Source organism: Oleiphilus sp. HI0079 (assembly GCF_001635105.1).
Map to the genome: position 1 here is coordinate 20,802 of NZ_LWFT01000961.1, position 20,622 is coordinate 41,423.

The 20,622-nt window shown below is 47.2% G+C and carries 16 protein-coding genes and 1 tRNA gene; 7 read left to right on the forward strand and 10 right to left on the reverse strand.

The features are described 5' to 3' along the window. Positions 1–123 precede the first annotated feature (123 nt). From A3750_RS17635 to A3750_RS26325, 3 genes are all read right to left on the reverse strand, one after another. Positions 124–1,104 (reverse strand): D-2-hydroxyacid dehydrogenase, encoded by a 981-nt coding sequence (locus A3750_RS17635; RefSeq protein ID WP_068456304.1) that lies wholly within the window; start codon positions 1,102–1,104, stop codon positions 124–126. Positions 1,105–1,153: 49 nt separating this feature from the next. Further along, the gene (locus A3750_RS17640; RefSeq protein ID WP_068465865.1) at positions 1,154–1,699 is read right to left on the reverse strand and encodes a heme-binding beta-barrel domain-containing protein; all 546 of its coding nucleotides are present in this window, start codon (positions 1,697–1,699) and stop codon (positions 1,154–1,156) included. 77 nt (positions 1,700–1,776) lie between these two features. Beyond that, a complete protein-coding gene (locus A3750_RS26325) occupies positions 1,777–2,088 on the reverse strand; it encodes a DUF411 domain-containing protein (RefSeq protein ID WP_197475120.1) in 312 nt (103 codons plus the stop codon). Between the two features lie 415 nt (positions 2,089–2,503). On the opposite strand from A3750_RS26325, the gene A3750_RS17650 reads away from it, so the two are divergent. Further along, entirely contained in the window at positions 2,504–3,640 is a 1,137-nt protein-coding gene (locus A3750_RS17650; RefSeq protein ID WP_068465866.1) for an efflux RND transporter periplasmic adaptor subunit, read from the forward strand. A gap of 14 nt (positions 3,641–3,654) precedes the next feature. After that, the gene (locus A3750_RS17655; RefSeq protein ID WP_068465867.1) at positions 3,655–6,771 is read left to right on the forward strand and encodes an efflux RND transporter permease subunit; all 3,117 of its coding nucleotides are present in this window, start codon (positions 3,655–3,657) and stop codon (positions 6,769–6,771) included. Positions 6,772–6,936: 165 nt separating this feature from the next. On the opposite strand, the gene A3750_RS17660 is transcribed toward A3750_RS17655, so the two are convergent. Further along, the gene (locus tag A3750_RS17660; RefSeq protein WP_197466227.1) at positions 6,937–7,767 is read right to left on the reverse strand and encodes a mechanosensitive ion channel family protein; all 831 of its coding nucleotides are present in this window, start codon (positions 7,765–7,767) and stop codon (positions 6,937–6,939) included. Positions 7,768–7,915: 148 nt separating this feature from the next. After that, positions 7,916–10,285, reverse strand: a complete 2,370-nt coding sequence (locus A3750_RS17665) for a hypothetical protein (protein WP_156492323.1) — start codon at positions 10,283–10,285, stop codon at positions 7,916–7,918. A 493-nt stretch (positions 10,286–10,778) separates the two neighbouring features. Here A3750_RS17665 and A3750_RS17670 point away from each other — a divergent pair, with 493 nt between their 5' ends. Continuing rightward, positions 10,779–11,252, forward strand: a complete 474-nt coding sequence (locus A3750_RS17670) for a peroxiredoxin (RefSeq protein ID WP_068453987.1) — start codon at positions 10,779–10,781, stop codon at positions 11,250–11,252. Between the two features lie 103 nt (positions 11,253–11,355). Here A3750_RS17670 and A3750_RS17675 read toward each other — a convergent pair whose 3' ends face one another. Continuing rightward, a complete protein-coding gene (locus A3750_RS17675) occupies positions 11,356–12,408 on the reverse strand; it encodes a hypothetical protein (protein ID WP_068453985.1) in 1,053 nt (350 codons plus the stop codon). A gap of 143 nt (positions 12,409–12,551) precedes the next feature. Further along, positions 12,552–13,469: a DUF808 domain-containing protein gene (locus A3750_RS17680; protein ID WP_068453984.1), complete on the reverse strand. Its 918-nt coding sequence runs from the start codon at positions 13,467–13,469 to the stop codon at positions 12,552–12,554. Between the two features lie 246 nt (positions 13,470–13,715). On the opposite strand from A3750_RS17680, the gene A3750_RS17685 reads away from it, so the two are divergent. Continuing rightward, a complete protein-coding gene (locus A3750_RS17685; protein ID WP_068453983.1) occupies positions 13,716–14,567 on the forward strand; it encodes a S1 RNA-binding domain-containing protein in 852 nt (283 codons plus the stop codon). 9 nt (positions 14,568–14,576) lie between these two features. Here A3750_RS17685 and fabR read toward each other — a convergent pair whose 3' ends face one another. Continuing rightward, entirely contained in the window at positions 14,577–15,197 is a 621-nt protein-coding gene (fabR, locus tag A3750_RS17690; RefSeq protein WP_068453982.1) for an HTH-type transcriptional repressor FabR, read from the reverse strand. 268 nt (positions 15,198–15,465) lie between these two features. Here fabR and A3750_RS17695 point away from each other — a divergent pair, with 268 nt between their 5' ends. The 3 genes from A3750_RS17695 (at position 15,466) to A3750_RS17705 (ending at position 19,059) form a co-directional block, all read left to right on the forward strand. Continuing rightward, positions 15,466–16,641, forward strand: a complete 1,176-nt coding sequence (locus A3750_RS17695; RefSeq protein ID WP_068490242.1) for a flavin reductase family protein — start codon at positions 15,466–15,468, stop codon at positions 16,639–16,641. A gap of 177 nt (positions 16,642–16,818) precedes the next feature. Beyond that, positions 16,819–17,943 carry an acyl-CoA desaturase gene (locus tag A3750_RS17700; protein WP_068465868.1) on the forward strand — a complete coding sequence of 375 codons (1,125 nt, stop codon included), beginning with the start codon at positions 16,819–16,821 and terminating at the stop codon, positions 17,941–17,943. Positions 17,944–17,982: 39 nt separating this feature from the next. After that, positions 17,983–19,059: a hypothetical protein gene (locus A3750_RS17705; protein WP_068457321.1), complete on the forward strand. Its 1,077-nt coding sequence runs from the start codon at positions 17,983–17,985 to the stop codon at positions 19,057–19,059. Positions 19,060–19,247: 188 nt separating this feature from the next. Here A3750_RS17705 and A3750_RS17710 read toward each other — a convergent pair. After that, positions 19,248–19,324 (reverse strand) — tRNA-Met (locus A3750_RS17710). A 114-nt stretch (positions 19,325–19,438) separates the two neighbouring features. Continuing rightward, positions 19,439–20,533 carry a redox-regulated ATPase YchF gene (gene ychF / locus A3750_RS17715; protein ID WP_068457320.1) on the reverse strand — a complete coding sequence of 365 codons (1,095 nt, stop codon included), beginning with the start codon at positions 20,531–20,533 and terminating at the stop codon, positions 19,439–19,441. Between the last annotated feature and the right edge of the window lie 89 nt (positions 20,534–20,622).

Below are 20,622 nucleotides of genomic sequence, written 5' to 3' on the forward strand. Positions count from 1 at the left end.
CTCTCCTTTAATTGCCCCTGCATTCTAGCGGATTGCCAAGCTCATGAGAGAGACATAGGCGACAGTTCTATGAGCGCAGCCTCGCTTTCGTTTCGAAAAGGGCAAAGCAAAAGTACGCGCTGCTTAATTTACAGCGTTCTTTGGGCTGCCATTGAGAAAGGCTTTGATGTTTTGGGTTACGCCATCCATTAGGCGCTGTCTGCATTCTGTAGCAATCCACGCGGAGTGCGGCGTAATGAGAAGGTTGGGTAGCTTGGCAGAAATGAGAGGGTGGTTCGTTGCCGGCGGCTCTTGTTCGAGTACATCCAGCGCAGCGCCTCTGAGGTGTTTTGAGAGAAGCGCCTCGAGCAAGTCCTCTTCATGAACAATGCCCCCGCGCGCTGTATTGATCAGCAGGGCGCCTTGCTTCATGCAAGAGAGCGTTTCTTGGTTGAAAAGGTACTTTGACTCGGGTGTCAGCGGACAGTGTATGGAAATGACATCGCACTTTTCTAAAAATGTGCTCCAGGGCGTTCTGTCTTGAGTCTGTTGATCTCTCCATGGGGGTTGAGCGACGAGCACCGTCATTCCGAGCGCTTCAGCCATCTTTGCCGCGGCTTTTCCCAATGAGCCAAAACCGACAACACCGAAAGTTTTTCCCGAAAGTTCAAATGCAGGATAATCGAGAAGGCAGAAAAAAGGCGATTTGCTCCAATCTCCGTTTTGCACGGCGGCGTTGTATTGATTGAGCGAGGTGGCAAGAGATAAGAGTAAAGCCATCGTATGTTGGGCAACGCTTGCGGCCGCGTAACCAGATACATTACATACGGTGATACCGAGCTCTCGCGCTGCATCGAGGTCAACATTGTTGGTGCCGGTGGCGCAGATACAGATAAGTTTGAGCGATCGCGCTTGCTGAAGAAGCGGCTTATCCAAGACGACCTTGTTGGTGATGATTAGCTCAGCCGTCTCCATTCTTGCCAAGGTTTGTTCAGGGCGCGTTGATGCATGGAATGTCCATGAGTCAGCAAGCGGCTCCAGCGCGGTCAAGTCTAGTTCGCTGGGCTTGATGGTCGCGGCATCTAAAAAAACGGCTTGTTTGAAGCGGGCGTTGTTAATGATCATTCATCCTTGGGCGCGGGAGGGCTTGGTTTCGCGTCATAGCCTTTCTGGACTACGCCTTTTTCGTAAGGGTCGCTTTATCTAGATGATCGAAAGTGCGTCCATAGATTTCTAGGTCCATGTCCAAGTCATAGCTGAGCGTATCGTCATGAACTTCCAGGGTCATACTCATTGAGGTGGTTCGGGCCTTTGCTTTCATGAACTCGCTCTGAGCAATTTTTCCCTCATTGTCTCTCCCTCTTAAACGCAGAATATAGCCGCCATCGACTTCCTCAACGTCGCCCTCGAGTACCACTGAAACGCCGCGAGGAATCGACAAATTGTGTATGACTTTTTGATTGGCTTTGTCCCACATCCAATAACCACACTGATCATGCAAATGCTTGCTATCTCGGATGCGATGCACGACCTGATGGTAATGAACACCAACGAGCTCTTGTTCTTCTGCATTGTCGACGTCGCCAATAGGCGTGTATGTCACAGTTTCTCTAAAGTAATTGATCTCGGTACCATCTGGTTCTGGAGAGGTGTCGATACCTTTATCTCCGGTCCATGTTCCAACCAATAACGCGAGGGGGCCCAGATATTCGTGATGCATATTGTTTGTTCCAGATTCTGTAGGTCTATTCTGTAAATCGATAACGCAAAGGACTTAACGCTTATCGAAACTTTATATTAAAACTGTTCGCGGTAGGTGTCGATGGAAGCATACTCTTCGAACTCGCCGTCGGTGCGCATTAGCCACACCTTGTATGGTTGAAAACGATCCCCATCCTCCATGCCGGCACTGCCTATTGGCATGCCTGGCACGATGAGCCCCTTGGCGCCGTCGGGTGGGTTTTGTATGAATGAATGTACGAGTGCTGGTGGCACATGGCCTTCAAAGAAATAGTCGCCCTTTACCGCTGTGTGGCATGAGCGCGCTTCGCTTGGAAGATCGAAGCGGTTCTTAATGGATGCCATGTCTGCATCTTCTAACGTCGACACGGTTATTCCCGACTTTATTAAATGCTCAACCCACGCTCCGCAGCACCCGCAGCTAGGCGATTTGTATACGGTTAATGTTTGATTGGCCTCTGATTCGGAGGGCAGATCTGTCTGCTGGTCGGCGCTTACGCTGGCCGCGATCATACTCATTAGGAAGATTGTTTTGATGCGTTCTAACATGACGTTTTTGACTCAGAAAAAAGTGGAAGAGAGAAAAATCTTAACGTTGGAACAATCATGATAGCGCGTTTGTTTCGATTCCGCATTGCGTTGTTTTCTGCGAACGAGGTGTAAATCGCAAGAGTCCGTAGACTTTGGAGTAAACGGGTTATATTCTCTGTGACGGAAAGCGCCATGTGATGGAATACGAACATCGGCGTCGGGTTTAAAATTGATCAATCTCACGGATTTTAATATGAAATCGAGTCATCTCATTCTCTCTATATGCGTTTCATTTTTGCTTGCTGCTTGCTCTGAAAAGCCCGCAGAACAGGCTGCAAATGCACCTTTACCGAAAGTAAGCGTTTATTCGGCTGAATTTGAATCGATTGTGAACAGCAACGAATTTGTAGGGATAACAGAGCCAAAGGAAGACGTTAAAATCCAAGCGCGTGTGAGTGGATATTTGGTGGAGCAACATGTTGCCGACGGCGCGCGAGTGAAAGCGGGTGACCTGCTATTCGAACTGGATAAAGACACTCTTCAGGCGGAAGTTGCAAAAGCGAAAGCAAAGCTGGCTGCAGATCAGGCAGCGCTTGATGAATCCACTCGAAATTATGGCCGTGGAAACGAGTTGATCGGCAAGGGAACCATTAGTCAGTCGCAGATGGATCAGTTGTTGAGTAAAAAGTTACAAGCGGAAGCGGCACTGCAATCCTCGAAAGCCGCACTTAAAGCCGCGACGCTCAACCTGGATTATGCATCGATTCACGCACCGACAGATGGGGTCTTAAGTCAGGCGAATGTTAGTAAAGGTGACTTTATTTCTCCCTCTACTGTTTTAGCGAATTTGGTCTTGTCAGATCCTATCTATGTCAGCTTTCAGGCGAGTGAGCGAGAATTTTCGAAAAGAAGATCTGAGCGACAAGAGAAAATTCGCAATAATGGTGAGACACCACCAGAGTTGATCGCAAAGCTCAAGTTTTCCTCGGGCAACATATACGACAAAAATGGTGTTTTTGACTTTGTCGATAATCGGGTTGATCAGTCTACTGGAACCATTAAGATTCGTGCCGCTTTTGAAAACCCAGAGGGTTTCGTGCTGCCGGGGCAGCATGTGACGATTATCGTTGAAAGTGGAGAGGCTAAATCTGCATTAGTGGTGCCCCAAAAGGCGGTGCAAGAAGACCAGGCCGGCAAGTTTTTGTTGATTTTGAATGACGAGCAGGTAGTGGAGAAACGGCCCGTTACCACCGGTTCAAATGAGGGTGTCAATATCGTCATAAAAGAAGGTTTGAACGAAGGCGACAATGTCATTATCGACGGATTGCAAAAAATCAGGGTCGGTAGTAAAGCCGAAGGCACGCCCGCTCAAATCCCTACAGCAAGCTAGCGCGGAGTTCTGACATGTTCAGCCAATTTTTTATCAGTCGCCCTAAGTTTGCGTTTGTTATTTCGATTGTTATTTCTCTTGCGGGCTTTCTGGCCCTGCAAGTTTTGCCGATAGCCGAGTTTCCGAAAATATCGCCTCCGGTTGTAGAGGTTTCTGCATCTTATCCGGGCGCAGATGCTCAGGTGGTCCAGCAGACCGTTGCCGCCCCGATTGAAGATGAGGTGAACGGTGTAGAAGGCATGCTTTATATGTCTTCCAAAAGCGCTAATGATGGTTCGTACGTTCTCACTGTAACCTTTGAAATTGGAACCGATGCCGACCTTGCCCAGATAAATGTTCAAAACCGTGTGAGCAGGGCGAATCCGTCTTTGCCTGCCGATGTGGTTAAGCAGGGTGTGAAGGTTGACAAGAAGTCGACAGAGATGGTGCTCGTCGTAAATTTGTTCTCGCCGAACGGAACCTATGACGGTTTGTTCCTCTCTAACTTTACTAATATCAACGTCTTAAGCGATATCGCACGTGTTAACGGAATCAGCGATGCATCGATTATGGGCGGTCTAGACTATGGCATGCGTATTTGGCTTGATCCGCTTCGAATGGCCTCGCTTGGCGTGACGACAGCCGATTTGCAGTCGGTGATTAACGAGCAAAATGTGCAGGTACCTGCGGGGCAACTGGGTGGTGCGCCTTCGCCTGCTGATCAACAGTTCCAATATACCTTGAAAACTCAAGGGCGTTTAGAAACGCCAGAGCAGTTCGAAAACCTTATTGTGCGCTCTAGAAGCGACGGATCAAGCATACTGTTAAAAGACATTGCCCGTATTGAGCTAGGTTCTGCTAGCTATAGTTGGTATGGGGAGCTGAATAACAAACCTGGTGTGGTGCTCGCTGTTTATCAATCTCCGGACGCGAATGCGCTACAAGTCGCGGAAGATGTTTATGCCTTGATGGATAAGCTCTCAGAGCGCTTCCCAGATGATATTGAATACGAAATTCTTTACGACACAACGCGTTATATTCAGACGTCGATTGACGAAGTAGTCACGGCTCTGGTGCAAGCTGTTCTGCTGGTGATCTTTGTTGTCTTTATCTTTCTGCAAGACTGGCGCTCTACACTTGTGCCTGCGATCGCGATTCCGGTCTCATTGGTTGGCACATTTGGTGTTATGTTGGCGATGGGTTTTTCGATCAATACCGTTAGCTTGTTTGGCTTAATTCTGGCTGTGGGCGTGGTGGTAGATGATGCCATTGTTGTTGTAGAGAATGTGCGAAGGCATATCGAAGACGGTCTAGATCCGGTTGAGGCAACGCGGATTTCTATGAAAGAGGTGAGCGGACCGGTTGTCGCGACGACGCTCGTGTTGCTCGCAGTATTTGTTCCTGTTTCCCTGATGCCAGGCATCACCGGGCAAATGTATAACCAGTTTGCGGTAACGATTTCTGTTGCTGTTCTAATTTCCTCTCTGAACGCGCTGACTTTGAGCCCGGCTTTGTGTGCAACCTTGCTCAAGCCAAGCACTGGTACGACTAATGTCTTTTTTGCCGCGTTTAACCGTTATTTTGACAAGATGACGCATGGCTACTCCCGCTTGGTCTCATTGAGTGTTCGAAAAATAGCGCTTGTTGCGCTGTGTCTCGTGGTTGTTTTTGTCTCGATTGGTGGCGTGTTCACCGTGCTTCCAAAAGGCTTTGTCCCGAATGAGGATAAGGGCGCATTTATGGTTGATATTCAGCTTCCTGCGGGAGCGGCTTTGCTTCGAACGGGTGAAGTGATGAAGCAGGTGACGGACATCGTCAACGAAGAGGCGGGTGTGAGTGACGTGATGACCATCAGCGGATTTAGCTTGATTTCAGGCGCCGTTTCATCGAATGCCGGTTTGGCGATCGTTACGCTTGATCCTTGGGATGATCGTAAGGATCCCGCTCTGCATCAGGCCGCGATTGTGAATAGTGTGCAAGCTAAATTGAGTGCCATCTCCAGTGCGAACGTTCGAGCTTTCTCTACGCCCGCCATTCCAGGACTTGGCGGTACTAGCGGCTTGGAGATGGTGCTTACGGACTTACAGGGAAGAGACTCGGCATCACTTGCCTCGGCCATGGGCGGTTTTATTCTCGCCGCGAATGCGCGCCCAGAAATTGCCTTTGCTTTCAGTACTTTCTCGGCTGATATTCCGCAGCTATACGTAGATGTCGACAGAGTGAAGGCGAAGAACCTAGGTATCCCGCTTTCAGAAATTTTTATGACGCTTCAGACCCAACTTGGTTCTCTCTATGTGAATGACTTTAATAAGTTTGGTCAGGTGTATCGTGTGATGATGCAGGCCGAGGCGCAGTACCGAAATGACGAATCAGACCTTTCCAAGCTGCACGTGCGCTCCTCTGGTGGAGAAATGATTCCGTTAAGTACGCTGGTTCAAACCAAGCCGATATTGGGGCCTGATGTTACGTACCGCTATAACACCTCAAACTCCGTCACCGTGAATATTATTCCCGCCCCTGGTGTGAGCTCGGGAGACGCAATGGCGGCGGCTGTCGAAGTGGCCAAGACGAGCTTGCCTGATGGCTACGAAGCGCAATGGACGGGTATGGCGTATCAGCAAATTCTGGCAGGTAATTTGGCGCCCTTGCTGTTTAGTTTGGCGATTATATTCGTTTACTTGTTCCTTGTTGCTCAGTACGAGAGCTGGAGTATTCCTATTTCCGTTATTTTCTCGGTGCCTATCGCCATCTTAGGGGCAGGCGTGATGCTGCTTGCGATCAATAACCCTCTCGACTTGTACGCTCAAGTCGGACTGGTGTTGTTGATTGGTCTCGCGACCAAGAATGCGATTCTGATTGTTGAGTTTGCTAAGGAGCAGCGCGAGAAGGCAGGGCAGAGCATTATTGAGTCGGCAGAAACCGCAGCGCGAATGCGATTTAGAGCCGTACTAATGACGGCTTTGTCTTTTGTTTTGGGTATTCTGCCGCTTATCTTTGCGGTGGGCGCAGGTGCTGCAAGTCGCCACTCTATTGGCTATACCGTATTTGGAGGTATGTCGGTGGCGACGGTTGTGGGTACACTGTTGATTCCGGCATTCTACGTGATGATGCAATCTCTTAGAGAAAAAGTGAAGGGTTCGAGTAAGGTGTGAACTAAGAGTTTATGATGAGTTGGTATGCCATGCTATTTGCATAGAAAGGCGTTTTCAGCGACGTCGAGCGTATCAAGACCTAACATCTATTCGACTAGCCAGATGAAGTGTCATGGCTCTGCGTATGATTGGCACGTGAGACCGAGGTGCCAATCATTGTGATACTTACGTCGGCTCTGTTTTTACAGCCGCTTGACTCATCAACACCGAATTGCGAATGACCGGCGGCAAAATTCCTTGCTTTTTGAACTCGCTCATTACTCTTAGAGTGACATCTGTCTCAAATAACTTCTCGTATTGCGTATCTAGCACGTAGGCTTTAAGGGTCAACTGCAGGGCGAAGTAGGTGTCTTCAATGTGCTGTTTTACTAATACAACGATCGGCTTAGGTAGATGAATGTAGCGGCTTGAAGCAGCCGCTTCTTGGATGATATCGCGCGCGAGAAGAATGTCTTGATCAAGACCGATATAAAAAGGAATGTTGATTTGCATATCCAACTCGCCGAAGTTCCCGCTTGTCACTACATCGCTTAAGAACTTGCTATTTGGTATGGTGATCATGTCATCCGTTAGGGTCTGCATTCGTACTGAGCGCAAACCAATTTTAACGATATCTCCATAGTGCTCTTCAAACGTAACGCGATCGCCCACCTGAAATGGGCGGTCTACCATTACTGTTAGCCCAGCAATAAAAGATGCTGCAAGATCTTTCATCGCAAAACCGACTGAGACTGCCAGTGTTCCACCGATCACTGCAAGCACGCGATCATCGACATGGAAGCTGAGCATGAAAACGATGATCGAGGTTGCGACGTAGACAAAAAACTGGAAAAACGACTGAAGTTTTTGTGCGAGCATACGGCGCTGAGCCAATTGGCTGCCAATTGAATCAACAAGGTTTTGAGTGAAACGTAGCAATGCCCAAGCAACGCCAACAACTAAAACGGATAATAATAGGCCTGACCAGCGTATCAGGCCGGAAAGGTTCTGTATCACATTAAGATCGGCTGTTGGTTCGGCGAGAGCTTGAGAACAAAAGAGTAAGCCGAAAAGAGTGATTAGAAAATGTTTAGCTGCACACCCACAATATAATGGACTGCGCTTATTTGAACTTATCATTTTAGAATTCCGCATATGTAGGCCATTACTTCACTAAAAGGTGCTGGTTGTGCAAGGTGTTCGTTACAAAGCGATACCAGTGATCTGAGATTTTTGCTTTATCATCAATCATTGTAATAAACCCTCTGTTCTGAAAAAAACGCAGAGTATTGAGTACTTCGATGTAGCTAAGTTGGGTGCATTCTGAGAGCTCCTCCGCCGACGCAAGCTCTAGTTGCACAATGGCGCGCAGCACGGCGAGCATAGGTTTTGGAAGTAGCTCTAATCCTTTGTCTTCTGGTGCTTTGAATATTCGAGCAACAACGCGCTTTTTTTCTATATCTTTAAATAAAGACATCCGGAAAAAACGTAACGCGACACTTGGGTTGCCGTCTGAATAGTTCCATAAGATTCGGAAAAAGCCATTTTGCGCTTTTGCGACTTCATCAAGTTCTTGATCATCCCATTGCTTTGGTATTTTTAAGTCGTCGAAGTGGATCGCATATTGTTCATCGGTATTGATACGCGACTTCATGAGCTCTGTTAATTGTTCTTCTGTCCATCGCGGCAAGCGAAGCATTCGATCTAGAATTAATCTTTCCCCTCTAGCGCGCTCGACAAAGCGCCATGCAGATTGCTCTAAGCCCAACACCACGCCATGATTGCCGCGTCCGCGTCGTATAATATTGATGAACTTTATGAGGCTGCTGATGCCATTCACTTTTGGGCTGACTAGACGCTGAGAGTTGTCGATGCAGAAAAGATATCGGCTTTCTGCTTTTCTTAGCGCTTGGACGAACTCGCCTTCGCTACTATCTTCACTTAAGCCGATCTCTAGGCTTAGTTGCTTGATGAGTTCTGTAAGCCCACCGTGTGGACAATCGATGTAGAGGGATTGTTTATTTGACGATCTGACCACCAAGCGCCTTAAAAATGTCGTCATGCCACAACCCCGCTCACACGTAACTACAGTCATGGCGGGAACAGGTTTTAGTACGTGGCTGCATAGATCATCCAACTGCTGTTGTCCGTAGGATTCAATGAGATAGCTGTCGGCTTGTCCAGGAAGTACGAACTTAAACGTCTCCTCCTGATTCATTTTCGCGAGATTGTGCTTTTGGCGCTCCTCGATTGTTTGCTTGATGACTTCAATACTGAAAAAGTAGGCGATGATTTGTTTGAAAAAATCATACTTGGATAGGTGCGTGAATAGTATTGTTTGAGCTCGAAGTATGCTGAGGTGAATCATGCACAGGACGGACGCAATTGGAGAAATAAGTAGATGCTCTTTCTGAGTAAGAGACCATGCTACATAACTAGGAACCGATGGAAGGTTGGATGCACCTTCAAAGACAAAAGGGCGCCATAACCGAATGACTCGGATGATCTCGATGAAGATAAAAACAATCATCAATTGCTGAGACCAGTAATAAATTGCGCCTTCATAAAGGCTAAAGCTAATTGTTTTCAATACGACATACGTTAATGCGGTGATGCGAATAAGCATAAACAATGATTTTTTGTTCAGCTGTTTTCTTGCATTTTGATCGTCGCTGCCATGGATATCTAACCATGTTGCGCAAAGTCGATATGAAGCAATCGCGATGATGCAGCCGGTTACAGCAGGTTGCGCATATTTGATTGCGTCTAACAGCATCAAATCTTGCAGTAGAGATATCAATAAACTCAAGAAGAGGAACCATCCAAGTGGAGCCGCGATCTTCTCTAAGTAAGGAGAGAGTTTTTTGATGGTTCGCCAGTTATCATCCAACTCTCGCTGGCTGCTTAGGTGGAAAAAGCGAGGAACATTGCGTAGCCATAGCGTTAAAATGTATGCCGCCGCGATGAGCTTCAGTATTGAAATGATTAGTCCAATAAGAACCTTGCCGATAGTGTCACTAAAATTCGAAAACAGTCTGATTTCTCTATTCAACCAAATGAGACTTTCTATCTTGATGATCTTGGCTTCTAGCTTTACGAGTTGAACGGCATCTCTACCGTAAGCGGTGTATTTCTCTCGGACTTCATTCTGACTGAGTTTTAGTAAGCTCGCCTTGCTCAAGCTGAGTCGATTCACTAGATCTTTTTGTTTTGATATGGCCTGCCAGTGTGAGTTGCTATTGCGCTGTGATTTTTCGCTTTGCACTAGGCGTTCAAGTGCCCCAAGCTCTTTTTTTAATAGGCTTATGTTCCGGCTTAACAGCTCTGCGATATCGTCTTGTTCAAGCAGGAGCGCCTCTCGGCCGATTGGGAGTTGTTCGATTTCTTGTATGAATTGTTCGGTCTCTCCAGCTCTCTTCTCAGCATTGCTGTCAGCAATTAACGGTAAGCTAAGAGACAGTAAGGCAATTGATGAGACTAAGAAAAATAGAATGCGTGTTACTGTCCGAAAACAAGTAGGAACCATAATAGTCAAAAGACACTCCTTTTTTCTTATCTTTATAATCGGCGAATATCGCCATTGTAAGGGGGTAATGTGCACGTCAATGTTGCCGCATTCGAGACTCGTCATTCACCTCGCTTAATACTATGCAGGCAACACGCTCATTAAACCCTTAATGGCTTTTTAAGGCCATAGCGAGGTTAGTGTAACGAATATCTGAATTTCACGCGCGATTGTCGTATTTTTCGTGCCTGATCGCGGTTAAAGTGCTTTTTCGTTTGAAGGAGCTTGTTGCAGAGAAGATCCTTTTGTTATGGATTGTCGTAAAGAAAGACGAGCTGCAAAAGGCTTGATCCTGCATGAGCTGTCATCCAACAACAGGGTATTGAATACAACGGGTGAAATCCCCGTTTATAACCGCTCAAAAGAGTGTGTTTTGATTAACTGGTAATGTTAGATATCGGATCTGGTGAAAACCATTTTCATTTTTACGCCGCAGGGCGCTCTTAAATAAGGATTTTTATTGATGTTAAAAGTAGGCGATAAAATACCAGCACATACCTTTCAATACTTGGCTGAAGATGGGATGCAAAGCCCAACGACAGAAGCGTTGTTTTCCGGGAAAAAAGTCGTTCTGTTTGCCGTGCCTGGAGCATTTACACCGACATGTTCCGCGGCTCACTTGCCGAGCTATGTTGTTCATGCTGATGCAATCAAAGGGCAAGGTGTCGATGCCATTATTTGTACCTCCGTAAACGACGCGTTTGTTATGAAGGCTTGGGGAGATAGCGCGAATGCTGAACATCTTGTCATGCTTGCTGATGGCGATGGGGCGTTTGCAAAGGCGATCGGTATGGCTGTCGACACAGGTGCGTTTGGAGGGCTGCGGTCTCAACGCTACTCTATGGTTGTTGATGACGGGGTTGTTAGTGCGTTGAATGTAGATGAGCCGATGCAGTACGAGGTGAGCGGCGCTGAAACGATCCTAGAGCAGCTTTAAGCTGGTCTAGGTGGTATTTTCAGAGGGCTAGCCGCGAGCTTTTGCTAATATGCCTCACCGAGTGGCGATCATTTATTTCTGGCCACATGCAAGCGCACAAGCGCTAAAAGGGAAGCGGCTTGATGAAGCCAGCGACTTCCCCTTCCTCTACGAGCTGCGCAAATTGTTCGGCCAACCGCTCAGTCTCTGAAAGTACTTTCCTCCAGTAGGTCATGCGAGTCTGGGCATCCAACTCCACAAAATCGGTTCTGTCGGGAATCTTCCCGTAGGGTAATGACGCTACGAATTCGCTTGATGGGCAAATGATCACCGTCCTGTCGTAGTGAGCGTTTCGTGCCACACGCTTGGAGCTTTTATCAAACCAGCCAGGTTTAGGTATTGGTCCAAAGTGTGGATAAAGCGTCAAGCCCTGGTTCTTAATGTCTACGTCAAAATGATAGTCAATCACGCCACCATCTCGATACATTCCCAAAGGTGCTCCGGGGATGTTTTTGATTCCTGCCATCACCATGGGAATCGACCCCGAAGCGAGCAGGGCAGGCATCAGGTTTTCTTTTGATAGGCGCACATGGCGAGTTGGTATGCCATCCGGATCGTCTAAAACTAGGGCGCTACTCGGCGTATGAAATATAAACCGTTCATACTGATTTTTAAGGTGTTTTCTATCTAGCCTGTTGCCGATGTAACTTTTTGCGAGCCCTAAGCCTTGCAAAAACTTGTTCTCGTACTGAACAAGCCCATTGGCTTTTGCGACGATAAAATGTGCTTTAAATATTCGGTTATTTACGATCTCGTCTACACCGTTTTCCGCAAGAACTTCTTGCAGCAATAGTTCTGCTTTATCCGTGATGTCGCGCGGTTTTGGTTTTTCGGGATAAACCGTTTCTGAATAGCTTTTCGCGAACCTCTCGATGGCAGCGATAGGATCTTTTTGCGCAAAACAGGCGGCTCTAAACGCGCCTGCACTGGAGCCAATTAAGTTGAGTTCTGTCTCTCGTTCTTTAAAGAACTCGCCAAACAAGTACTTGTCCAATCCGTACAAACTAAACCATTTCGGTCCGCCCGATGCGCCTAATAAAGAGGTGAATAAATCCGCATGAAAGCCATTCTTTGCAATGGCTGTTCGAGCGCGCTCGCCTGCGTATATTTCTAACACGATCTGTCCTTTTTTGAGGTGGCTCGGTTAATCTCAATGCGACTGCGCGTGTTTGCCTGTATCGACGTGGCCAACCTTCGCTGTCTCGCCATAACGACGAATGAATCAAGTGCGTAAAAATCCGCACACTCAATGGCTTGCGCTCACGAGTGTTTTTTGCATGACTTTACCCCATTTAAGGCGAGTAAACACGCTGCGCCGCTGAGTAGTCCGACGAATAAGTTAAGTACCAGGCCGCTGAGAGTCGGGTAACCGATAAATGAAATAATGTGTTCTGATAGATGATGCACAAAGGGCAAACCGTGCGCAATGATACCTCCTCCTACGAGAAACATCGCAAGCGTTCCGAATAGGCTTAGTGATTTCATGAGCCAAGGGCAAAACCAGAGTATTGCATTGCCAAAAGCACGTTTCGCTCGGCTAATCACCGTGTTTTTCAGGTTAGACTTTAGGTAAAGCCCTACATCGTCGAGCTTCACAATTGCGGCCACCAAGCCGTACACGCCGATGGTCATCGCGATCGCAATAAGGCAAACAACACTTGCTTGTTTCGCAAACGTTTCGCTCGCAACTGTACCAAGGGCAATAACGATGATTTCGGCAGAGAGAATAAAGTCGGTTCGTATCGCTCCCTTGATTTTGTCGCGCTCAAAGTCTGCCATGTTAATCGTCGGATCAGTGAGCGCCTCTCTTAGCTGTTCTTTTTTGGCTTGTTGGTCGTTTGTGTGCATCAGGTGATGCCAGATCTTCTCAAAGCCCTCAAAGCAAAGGTAAAGTCCTCCAATGATTAACAGAGGCGTGATCAGCTGAGGAACTAACGCGCTCAAGGCGAGGGCGGTCGGCACTAATATCAGCTTGTTCTTGAAAGAACCTTTGGCGACGGCCCAGACAACGGGGAGCTCTCTGTCTGCCTTTACTCCACTAACCTGCTGGGCATTGAGTGCAAGATCGTCACCGAGCACTCCTGCGGTTTTCTTTGCAGCGACTTTGGTCATCAAGGCGATATCGTCTAATACGGTCGCGATGTCGTCGATGAGTGCGAATAAGCTGGTGCCTGCCATGAGCGTCCTGTCGGTGAAGAGTATCGAAGGGATTCTTCTAGCAAGATAGCAAATCAACATGGCAGATGTAAGCGATGCAATCACCACTATACCGCCACTATATCGTCATTAAGTCGTTATATCCCCTAAATATTGGATGAACTAAATCGACCAGCCTTCTTTAAATGCTCAATTGCTTTACAATTGAGCATACTTTATTTGGCTTGCAGTGACGTCATTGCCGGCGATCATTTTTTTGGAGTTGTCATGGCCTATCTTGGGCGCTTTAACCGTCTTACAGTCAGCAAATTGGAAGACCATGGTGTTTATCTTGATGCCGCATGGATGGGCACGGTTTTGTTGCCTAAGAGTCAGGTGCCAATGCAATGTCAGGTCGGTGACAATCTTGTTGTGTTTATTTACCTAGACTCAAAAGATCGTTTGATTGCCACAACGAGTAAGCCTCTAGCGCAGGTGGGTGAGGTCGCCTTTTTGAAGGTGTTGCAGGTCAATAGCGTGGGTGCGTTTTTAGACTGGGGATTACCCAAGGACTTGCTCGTTCCTTTTAATCAGCAGGCCGCGCCAATGGAAGTTGGGCGATCCTATCTTGTATATCTTCATGTTGATGATGAGGGTAAACGCATACTCGCGTCGGCTCATCTGAATAAGTTCATTGAAAAAGAGCCTCTAGGTTATAAGCCGGGTCAAGCTGTGGATTTGGTGGTCTCGGAGAAAACCGACTTGGGATATGCCTGCGTGATCGATCATCAGTTTTGGGGCTTACTATTTTACAGTGATGTCGTTAAGCCGCTTCGAATCGGTCAAAACATTAAGGGCTACATTAAGCGCGTTCGCGAGGATGGCAAAGTAGATTTGAGTTTGCAGGCGCCAGGTTTTGCGAAAGTAGATGATCTAAGTAAGCGGGTATTACGAGCCCTGCAGGAGAATAATGGGTTTCTCGGCCTGTCCGATAAAAGCTCGCCCGAAGCGATCGCTGAGGCATTTGGGGTGAGTAAGAAGTCATATAAAATGACGATTGGTAACATGTACAAAAACAAGCTGATCCAGATCGAGCCTGCTGGTATCCGACTGCTGAAGTCAGAAAGCAACTCGTCTTAAGTCGATCATTTATTTGCTTTGCCAGTGCATGGCGCCAAGCCAGATTAGGCGTAATTTTTTTAGTGTTTGTTCTGTATAGGTATCGATATAAGCGGGATCTTCTTCGGCTTGGTCGAGTAAGTCGATGGTGTTCTCGAACACTGTATCGACGATGAGCTGGCAGATGATCATTAAGTCAGCATCGCTCGCATTAGAAAACTCTTTTAAAGGCCGTGTGTCTGATGCGAGCTCATTGGCAAAGTAATTGAGCTCCTTACGGATTGCCTTTCTTAATGTGGGTGTTCCGCCTGTTTTAACTTGCTCCATAAAATAAAAGTAGTTTTTATGAGAGCACACATACCTTGAATAGAACTCAACTGAGTTTCGAGCGCGTGCATCAAAATACCCTTCGTTCTGTCTTGCCTGACGCATGAGCTTGCGTAGCAGCAGCCCTAAATCGTCAATGATATTTAAACCGAGCTCTTCCATATCGGTAAAGTGACGATAAAAGGAGGTAGGCACAACCCCAGCGTTCTTAGCGACCTCTCGAAGGCTAATGCTTGCAAAGTTACGGCCATTGCCCGTTAAGTTGAGCGCCGCATCCATTAGTGACTTGCGTGTTTGTGCTTTTTTTTCGTCTCTTGTTTGCATGCATTCCGCTTAATGAATAAAAGATACAAAAGTTTAGCATCTTTAGTGTTCACCTGTGCACTGTTATTTCATGAGTTTTTGCGTGCGTCTGCATCAAGAATACCGCTCTTTTTCAGGAGCTTATCCTATCTAAAGGCTGTTTTGTAAGTGGTCTCTTTGCTGTGGAATAAGATTTGATTATGAAATTTGAGTGTACAAGTGTTGACTGAAAAGATGTCCTGCTGTACTTTGGTGAACATATGTACACCAAAGTATTCGGGAGCTTCTTATGGGCGCGCTACACCAAACTAACTTCACTCACCTATCGGCCGCTATGTACCGTTGGGCGTCAAAAATGTCGCCATTGGCATTAAGTGCGCCTGTCGATTTTTTCATGACCGAGTTCGAGCCTTTGTTCGCAACAAAACGCATGGCAGCGGAGTTGGTCTCGACGAGACATGAGACGCATGACACGACCACCTTTGTTTTGCGTCCATCGATACATTGGCAAGCCTTTGTGCCAGGGCAATATGTGGCGATTGAGGTCGATATTGCGGGTGTGCGGTATCGTCGAAATTACTCGATTTCGTCATCGGTACGGATGTTTGAAGAGCAATCCCTGATCAGCATTACGGTAAAGCGTGTCGAGGGCGGTATTGTTTCTAACTATTTAGCGGATCATCTGGAGCTAGATGGCTTATTGCACATCAGCGAGGCGCAAGGTTCATTCATCATGGACCCAATCATCAACTCTGAAGAAACAGCAATCGAAAATGCCGTTGCTCCAGTATTTGTCGCCGCAGGAAGCGGTATTACACCGATTATGGCGATGATCGAATCCATGGCTCAGAGCTCCACCTTAAACAAGGCAACGCTTATCTATGCTGCGCGTAGTAAGGATGATGTGATTTTTGAGCAGCGTCTGATGGAGTTAAAAGCAGCGTATCCTGATTTTGTCATGATCACACATTTTGCGACTGAAGCGTCGGGCCACCTCAATCAGCAGTGTCTGGTTGACTATTGCCCCGACCTCGCAAACCGAGCTGTATATACCTGCGGAGCTGAAGGCTTCATGTCGACAGTCAGAGCGGCGTCAAAAGCGCTTGGTGTTGATATTGCGGCCATTAAGAGTGAATCCTTTGGTGTGCCAAGGAAACAGGACACGTTGGCGAACCTTGCTCAATTGCGAAGCATGTCAGGGCGTAACGAGGTCAATGTGACGTTGTCGAAAACGCAGCAGACCTTAAACGCTAGCGGTGAGAAAACGCTGTTGGAAATCGCTGAAGAGGCTGGACTAAAACCGAAATTTGGTTGCCGTATGGGTGTTTGTCACGAGTGCAAGTGTACGAAGTCGTCTGGTCAGGTCGTCAACGCACTGACAGGAGAGCTTGTTTCAGAAGAGCAGACCCAGATCCAAGCCTGTATTTCCATTCCTGTGGGTGATGTCGCCATTGAAAACTGGTAAGCGGCGCGGGCTTGACCGCTGACGAAAAATTGAGAAAACGACCATGCTCGGCCGAATCTAAAAAGGCGTGCGTGGTACATCTAATCGCAAAAGAGAGTCGTGAAAGCATAGAGTTACGTTAAACCGGCGCCAGTAAACAGGCTTAACGCATGCGCTGCGACCTTGAGGAGAGTGACTATGGATATGAAAACGAAACCGCACAAGCTAATGATGGAGCATGACTTCGAAGCATTTGGCCGCGGCTTGGACGAGATTCGCCAAGAGGTCGTGGACGATCTCGGCCAGCGGGATGTTGCTTACATTAAAGGTATCATGCACAAACAGCGCTTAACTGAGATGGTCGGCCGTGGATTGATTCACTTTAGCCTAAACCCCTTAAGTTGGTCGGTGGGTGTCAGCTTGTTGTCTGTGTCCAAAATTCTGGAGAACATGGAAATTGGACATAATGTGATGCACGGTCAGTATGACTGGACCAATGATCCGGAATTGCAAGCCCAAAACTATGACTGGGACAATGTGTGCGATGCGGAGTCATGGCGAAAAACCCATAATTTCGAGCACCACACATATACCAATATTCTCGGAAAAGATCGTGACTATGGCTATGCCGTGCTCCGCCTAGATGACGGCGTCGCATGGAAGCCGTGGCACTTGGTTCAGTTTATCCAGTATGGGGTGCTGAGTTCTTTTTATGAGTACGGTGTTGGGCTGCACGAACTCGAGTTTGATCGCATCAAAAGTGGTGAGGTGAAGCTTAAAGACAAAATTCCTTTTCTAAAACGCTTTGCTAACAAAACGGCAAAACAAGTGACTAAGGATTATATTGCTTACCCTTTGCTGGCGGGACCATTTGCGCCAAAAGTGATTGCGGGCAATGCGCTAGCGAATCTTGGTCGGAACTTATGGGCGTCGACGATTATATTTTGTGGGCACTTTACTGAAGATGCGCAGACGTTTCGGGCGGAAGATTGTGAAACGGAAAGCCGCGGGCAATGGTATTACCGTCAGCTATTGGGCTCTAGTAATTTTACCGGTGGCAAATGGCTACACATCATGAGCGGACATTTGAGCTATCAGATTGAGCATCATATGTTTCCAGATATTCCCGCACATCGATATCCTGAAATAGCGCCGAAAGTGCAGGCACTCTGCGAAGAATATGGGATACCATACAATACCGGTTCGTTTGGCAAGCAATATAAAACGGTCTTGCAACGAGTTGGTCGATATTCACTTCCGCCGGAAACAAGCGTACTTTCGGCGTTTATTCCAAAATCACTTAAAACAGCATTTGGAGCTTAATGTGCGGTTTATGCGTCATCACGTTGATAAGGTGTTTTTATGACAGGCTCCAAAAAAAGCAAAGTAAAAAAGGCAGACCAACAAGTGCGTGAAGAGCACCCGCAAGCGGCAGCACTAATGGAGCTGCATCTTGCGCATGAGCTGGCTTTGTTTGAGCGTGAAGCCTTTTTGGCATGGTTAAAACCAGAGCTTGAGTTGCATCTGTCCGTTGCGCGCGAGATGCCCTTGAGCGCGTTTGTCGACGCAGACCAAGTGAAATCGGTGATTGCGCGGAATGTTGTGGATAATGAAATACCGGGTGCGGTGGCTGAACTAGCCGGCGATGCAGCCGCTCAGCTGTTTAGTTCTGAGATGCATAAAAGTACACCTCTGCGCGACATCTTACCAACGGCGCACTTTGAAGAGTTTGTCGATAAGTTGCTTGAATTACCTGAGCAGAGAAAGAACGGCATTAACCATGTTATTGAGCTGCCGGTATACAAAGACCTGATTTCTGGAGTGCTCTACCAGGCCATTATCCGCTATATCTACGAAGAAAATGTGCTCAGCAAGAAGGTTCCCGGTGTTGCATCCATGCTCAAGTTTGGGAAGCAAATGCTTGATAAAACAGCCCCAAACCTAGACGGTGCCGTCGAAGAAAATGTACGTCACTATATCGCAAAAAACCTAGTCTTTATCCTGAAGGAGAGTAAAGCGTTTCTTGAAAACTCCTTGACCGAAGAAGACATCAAGACATCGACCATGGAGTTATGGGATGTGTTGGAAGATAAGACAATGTCTGAGTTTCAGCAAGGTATGGATAGCATCGATCTGTCAGAGTTTGTTGTTTTAGGATACGAATTTTGGAAGACATTCCGAAGCTCTGCCTACTTTAGAGAAAGTTACGAGCTAGTGGTTGACTACTTCTTTCAAGTCTACGGCGAAAGCCCGCTAGGAACCTTGCTTGATGACTTAATGGTCACTCCAGATCTCATGATGCGTGAGGCAGAAGTGTTTGCGCCAAAGGTACTAGAAGCCTTAAAAGAAAATGGGCAAATCGAGCAATTTTTAAGGCGGCGACTGGAGAGCTTTTACTTCTCCAAAGCTGCGCTAGATTGCATGAGCGCTTCGTCTTAGTCGCATAGCTGGGGCGTTCATTCGAATAGGGCGGGCGATATACCAGTGTTTATTTTTTATTCGAGCGTAAGCGAGTCTTATGGGCCTGCTATTTAGTGTTAGAAATTTTTGACAATGAGGGCTGACTGCGAGCAAATAAAAAAGGCCTAGCAATGATCACTGAAGATCGGCTAAGCCTTTGAAAGAAGTGGTGGCTACACCTAGATTCGAACTAGGGACCCCATCATTATGAGTGATGTGCTCTAACCAACTGAGCTATGTAGCCAACGAGTAGAAAGAGTGCCTACTCAAGAAGGCGCGTATTTTGTTGTTTTTGACCTACTATGTCAAGCCTGTCTCAATAAGAAATACGTAAAATTTTTTGGTGTATTTTTAGGCTTTAAACATTGAAGCGGAAGTGCATAACATCGCCGTCTTGAACGATATATTCCTTGCCTTCAAGGCGCCATTTTCCAGCCTCTTTGGCGCCATTTTCTCCGTTATATTGAATGTAGTCGTCATAGGCGACGACTTCAGCGCGTATGAAGCCTTTTTCAAAATCGGTATGGATAACCGCGGCAGCTTTAGGCGCTGTATCGCCTTCTTTCATGGTCCAGGCGCGCACTTCTTTTTTGCCTGCAGTGAAGTAGGTTTGAAGGCCGAGTAGCTCATAGCCAGCGCGTATAACGCGGTCTAGGCCGGGCTCTTCCATTCCAAGGTCTGCGAGAAACTCGTCGCGCTCATCGTCTTCAAGTTCGGAAATTTCCGCTTCAAGCTTATTGCAAATCGGCACAACGATTGCGCCTTCCTTCTTTGCGATCTCGTTCACGGCGTCGAGGTGAGGGTTGTTTTCAAACCCGTCTTCGTCAACGTTGGCGATATACATCGTTGGCTTGATGGTGAGGAGGCATAGCTCACGAATCATCTTTAATTGATCTTCATCTAATCCAAGAGCGCGAACCGGTAAGCCTTCGTTCAAATGCGGAAGCAGCGTATTTTCAAGAAAGTCTAAAATCTTTTTAGCGTCCTTGTCTCCGCTTTTAGCGGTGCGTGTGTAGCGCTTAACGGCTTTTTCGACTGTATCTAGGTCTGCTAGTGCCAGTTCAGTATTAATGACATCAACATCCGCTTGTGGATTTACTTTTGCCGACACGTGCACGACATTCTCGTCTTCGAAGCAGCGTACAACGTGTGCAATCGCATCTGTTTCTCGAATGTTCGCCAAAAATTGGTTGCCTAAACCTTCTCCCTTAGAGGCGCCCTCGACGAGGCCGGCAATATCGACAAACTCCATGGTGGTTGCAATCGTCTTTTCAGGTTGCACGATTGAAGAAAGCGCATCCAGGCGAGGGTCTGGCATCGCAACAACACCCGCATTTGGCTCAATCGTGCAGAACGGGAAGTTCTCGGCACCAATGCCTGCTTTGGTTAGTGCATTAAAAAGCGTTGATTTGCCGACGTTTGGAAGGCCGACGATGCCGCAGTTAAAACCCATGATCGTAATCCTGAATAAGATGGTGTCTAAAAAGTCGGCGTATTATATAGATAAGACCCGTGAGGGTCACGCTGCGCGATTGGGCTTTT

Bases quoted from the DNA above. Each gene is read 5' to 3' on its own strand.
- A3750_RS17635 (WP_068456304.1), bottom strand. From the start codon at position 1,104: ATGATCATTAACAACGCCCGCTTCAAACAAGCCGTTTTTTTAGATGCC.
- A3750_RS17640 (WP_068465865.1), bottom strand. From the start codon at position 1,699: ATGCATCACGAATATCTGGGCCCCCTCGCGTTATTGGTTGGAACATGG.
- A3750_RS17650 (WP_068465866.1), top strand. From the start codon at position 2,504: ATGAAATCGAGTCATCTCATTCTCTCTATATGCGTTTCATTTTTGCTT.
- A3750_RS17655 (WP_068465867.1), top strand. From the start codon at position 3,655: ATGTTCAGCCAATTTTTTATCAGTCGCCCTAAGTTTGCGTTTGTTATT.
- A3750_RS17670 (WP_068453987.1), top strand. From the start codon at position 10,779: ATGTTAAAAGTAGGCGATAAAATACCAGCACATACCTTTCAATACTTG.
- A3750_RS17680 (WP_068453984.1), bottom strand. From the start codon at position 13,469: ATGGCAGGCACCAGCTTATTCGCACTCATCGACGACATCGCGACCGTA.
- A3750_RS17685 (WP_068453983.1), top strand. From the start codon at position 13,716: ATGGCCTATCTTGGGCGCTTTAACCGTCTTACAGTCAGCAAATTGGAA.
- fabR (WP_068453982.1), bottom strand. From the start codon at position 15,197: ATGCAAACAAGAGACGAAAAAAAAGCACAAACACGCAAGTCACTAATG.
- A3750_RS17695 (WP_068490242.1), top strand. From the start codon at position 15,466: ATGGGCGCGCTACACCAAACTAACTTCACTCACCTATCGGCCGCTATG.
- A3750_RS17700 (WP_068465868.1), top strand. From the start codon at position 16,819: ATGGATATGAAAACGAAACCGCACAAGCTAATGATGGAGCATGACTTC.
- A3750_RS17705 (WP_068457321.1), top strand. From the start codon at position 17,983: ATGACAGGCTCCAAAAAAAGCAAAGTAAAAAAGGCAGACCAACAAGTG.
- ychF (WP_068457320.1), bottom strand. From the start codon at position 20,533: ATGGGTTTTAACTGCGGCATCGTCGGCCTTCCAAACGTCGGCAAATCA.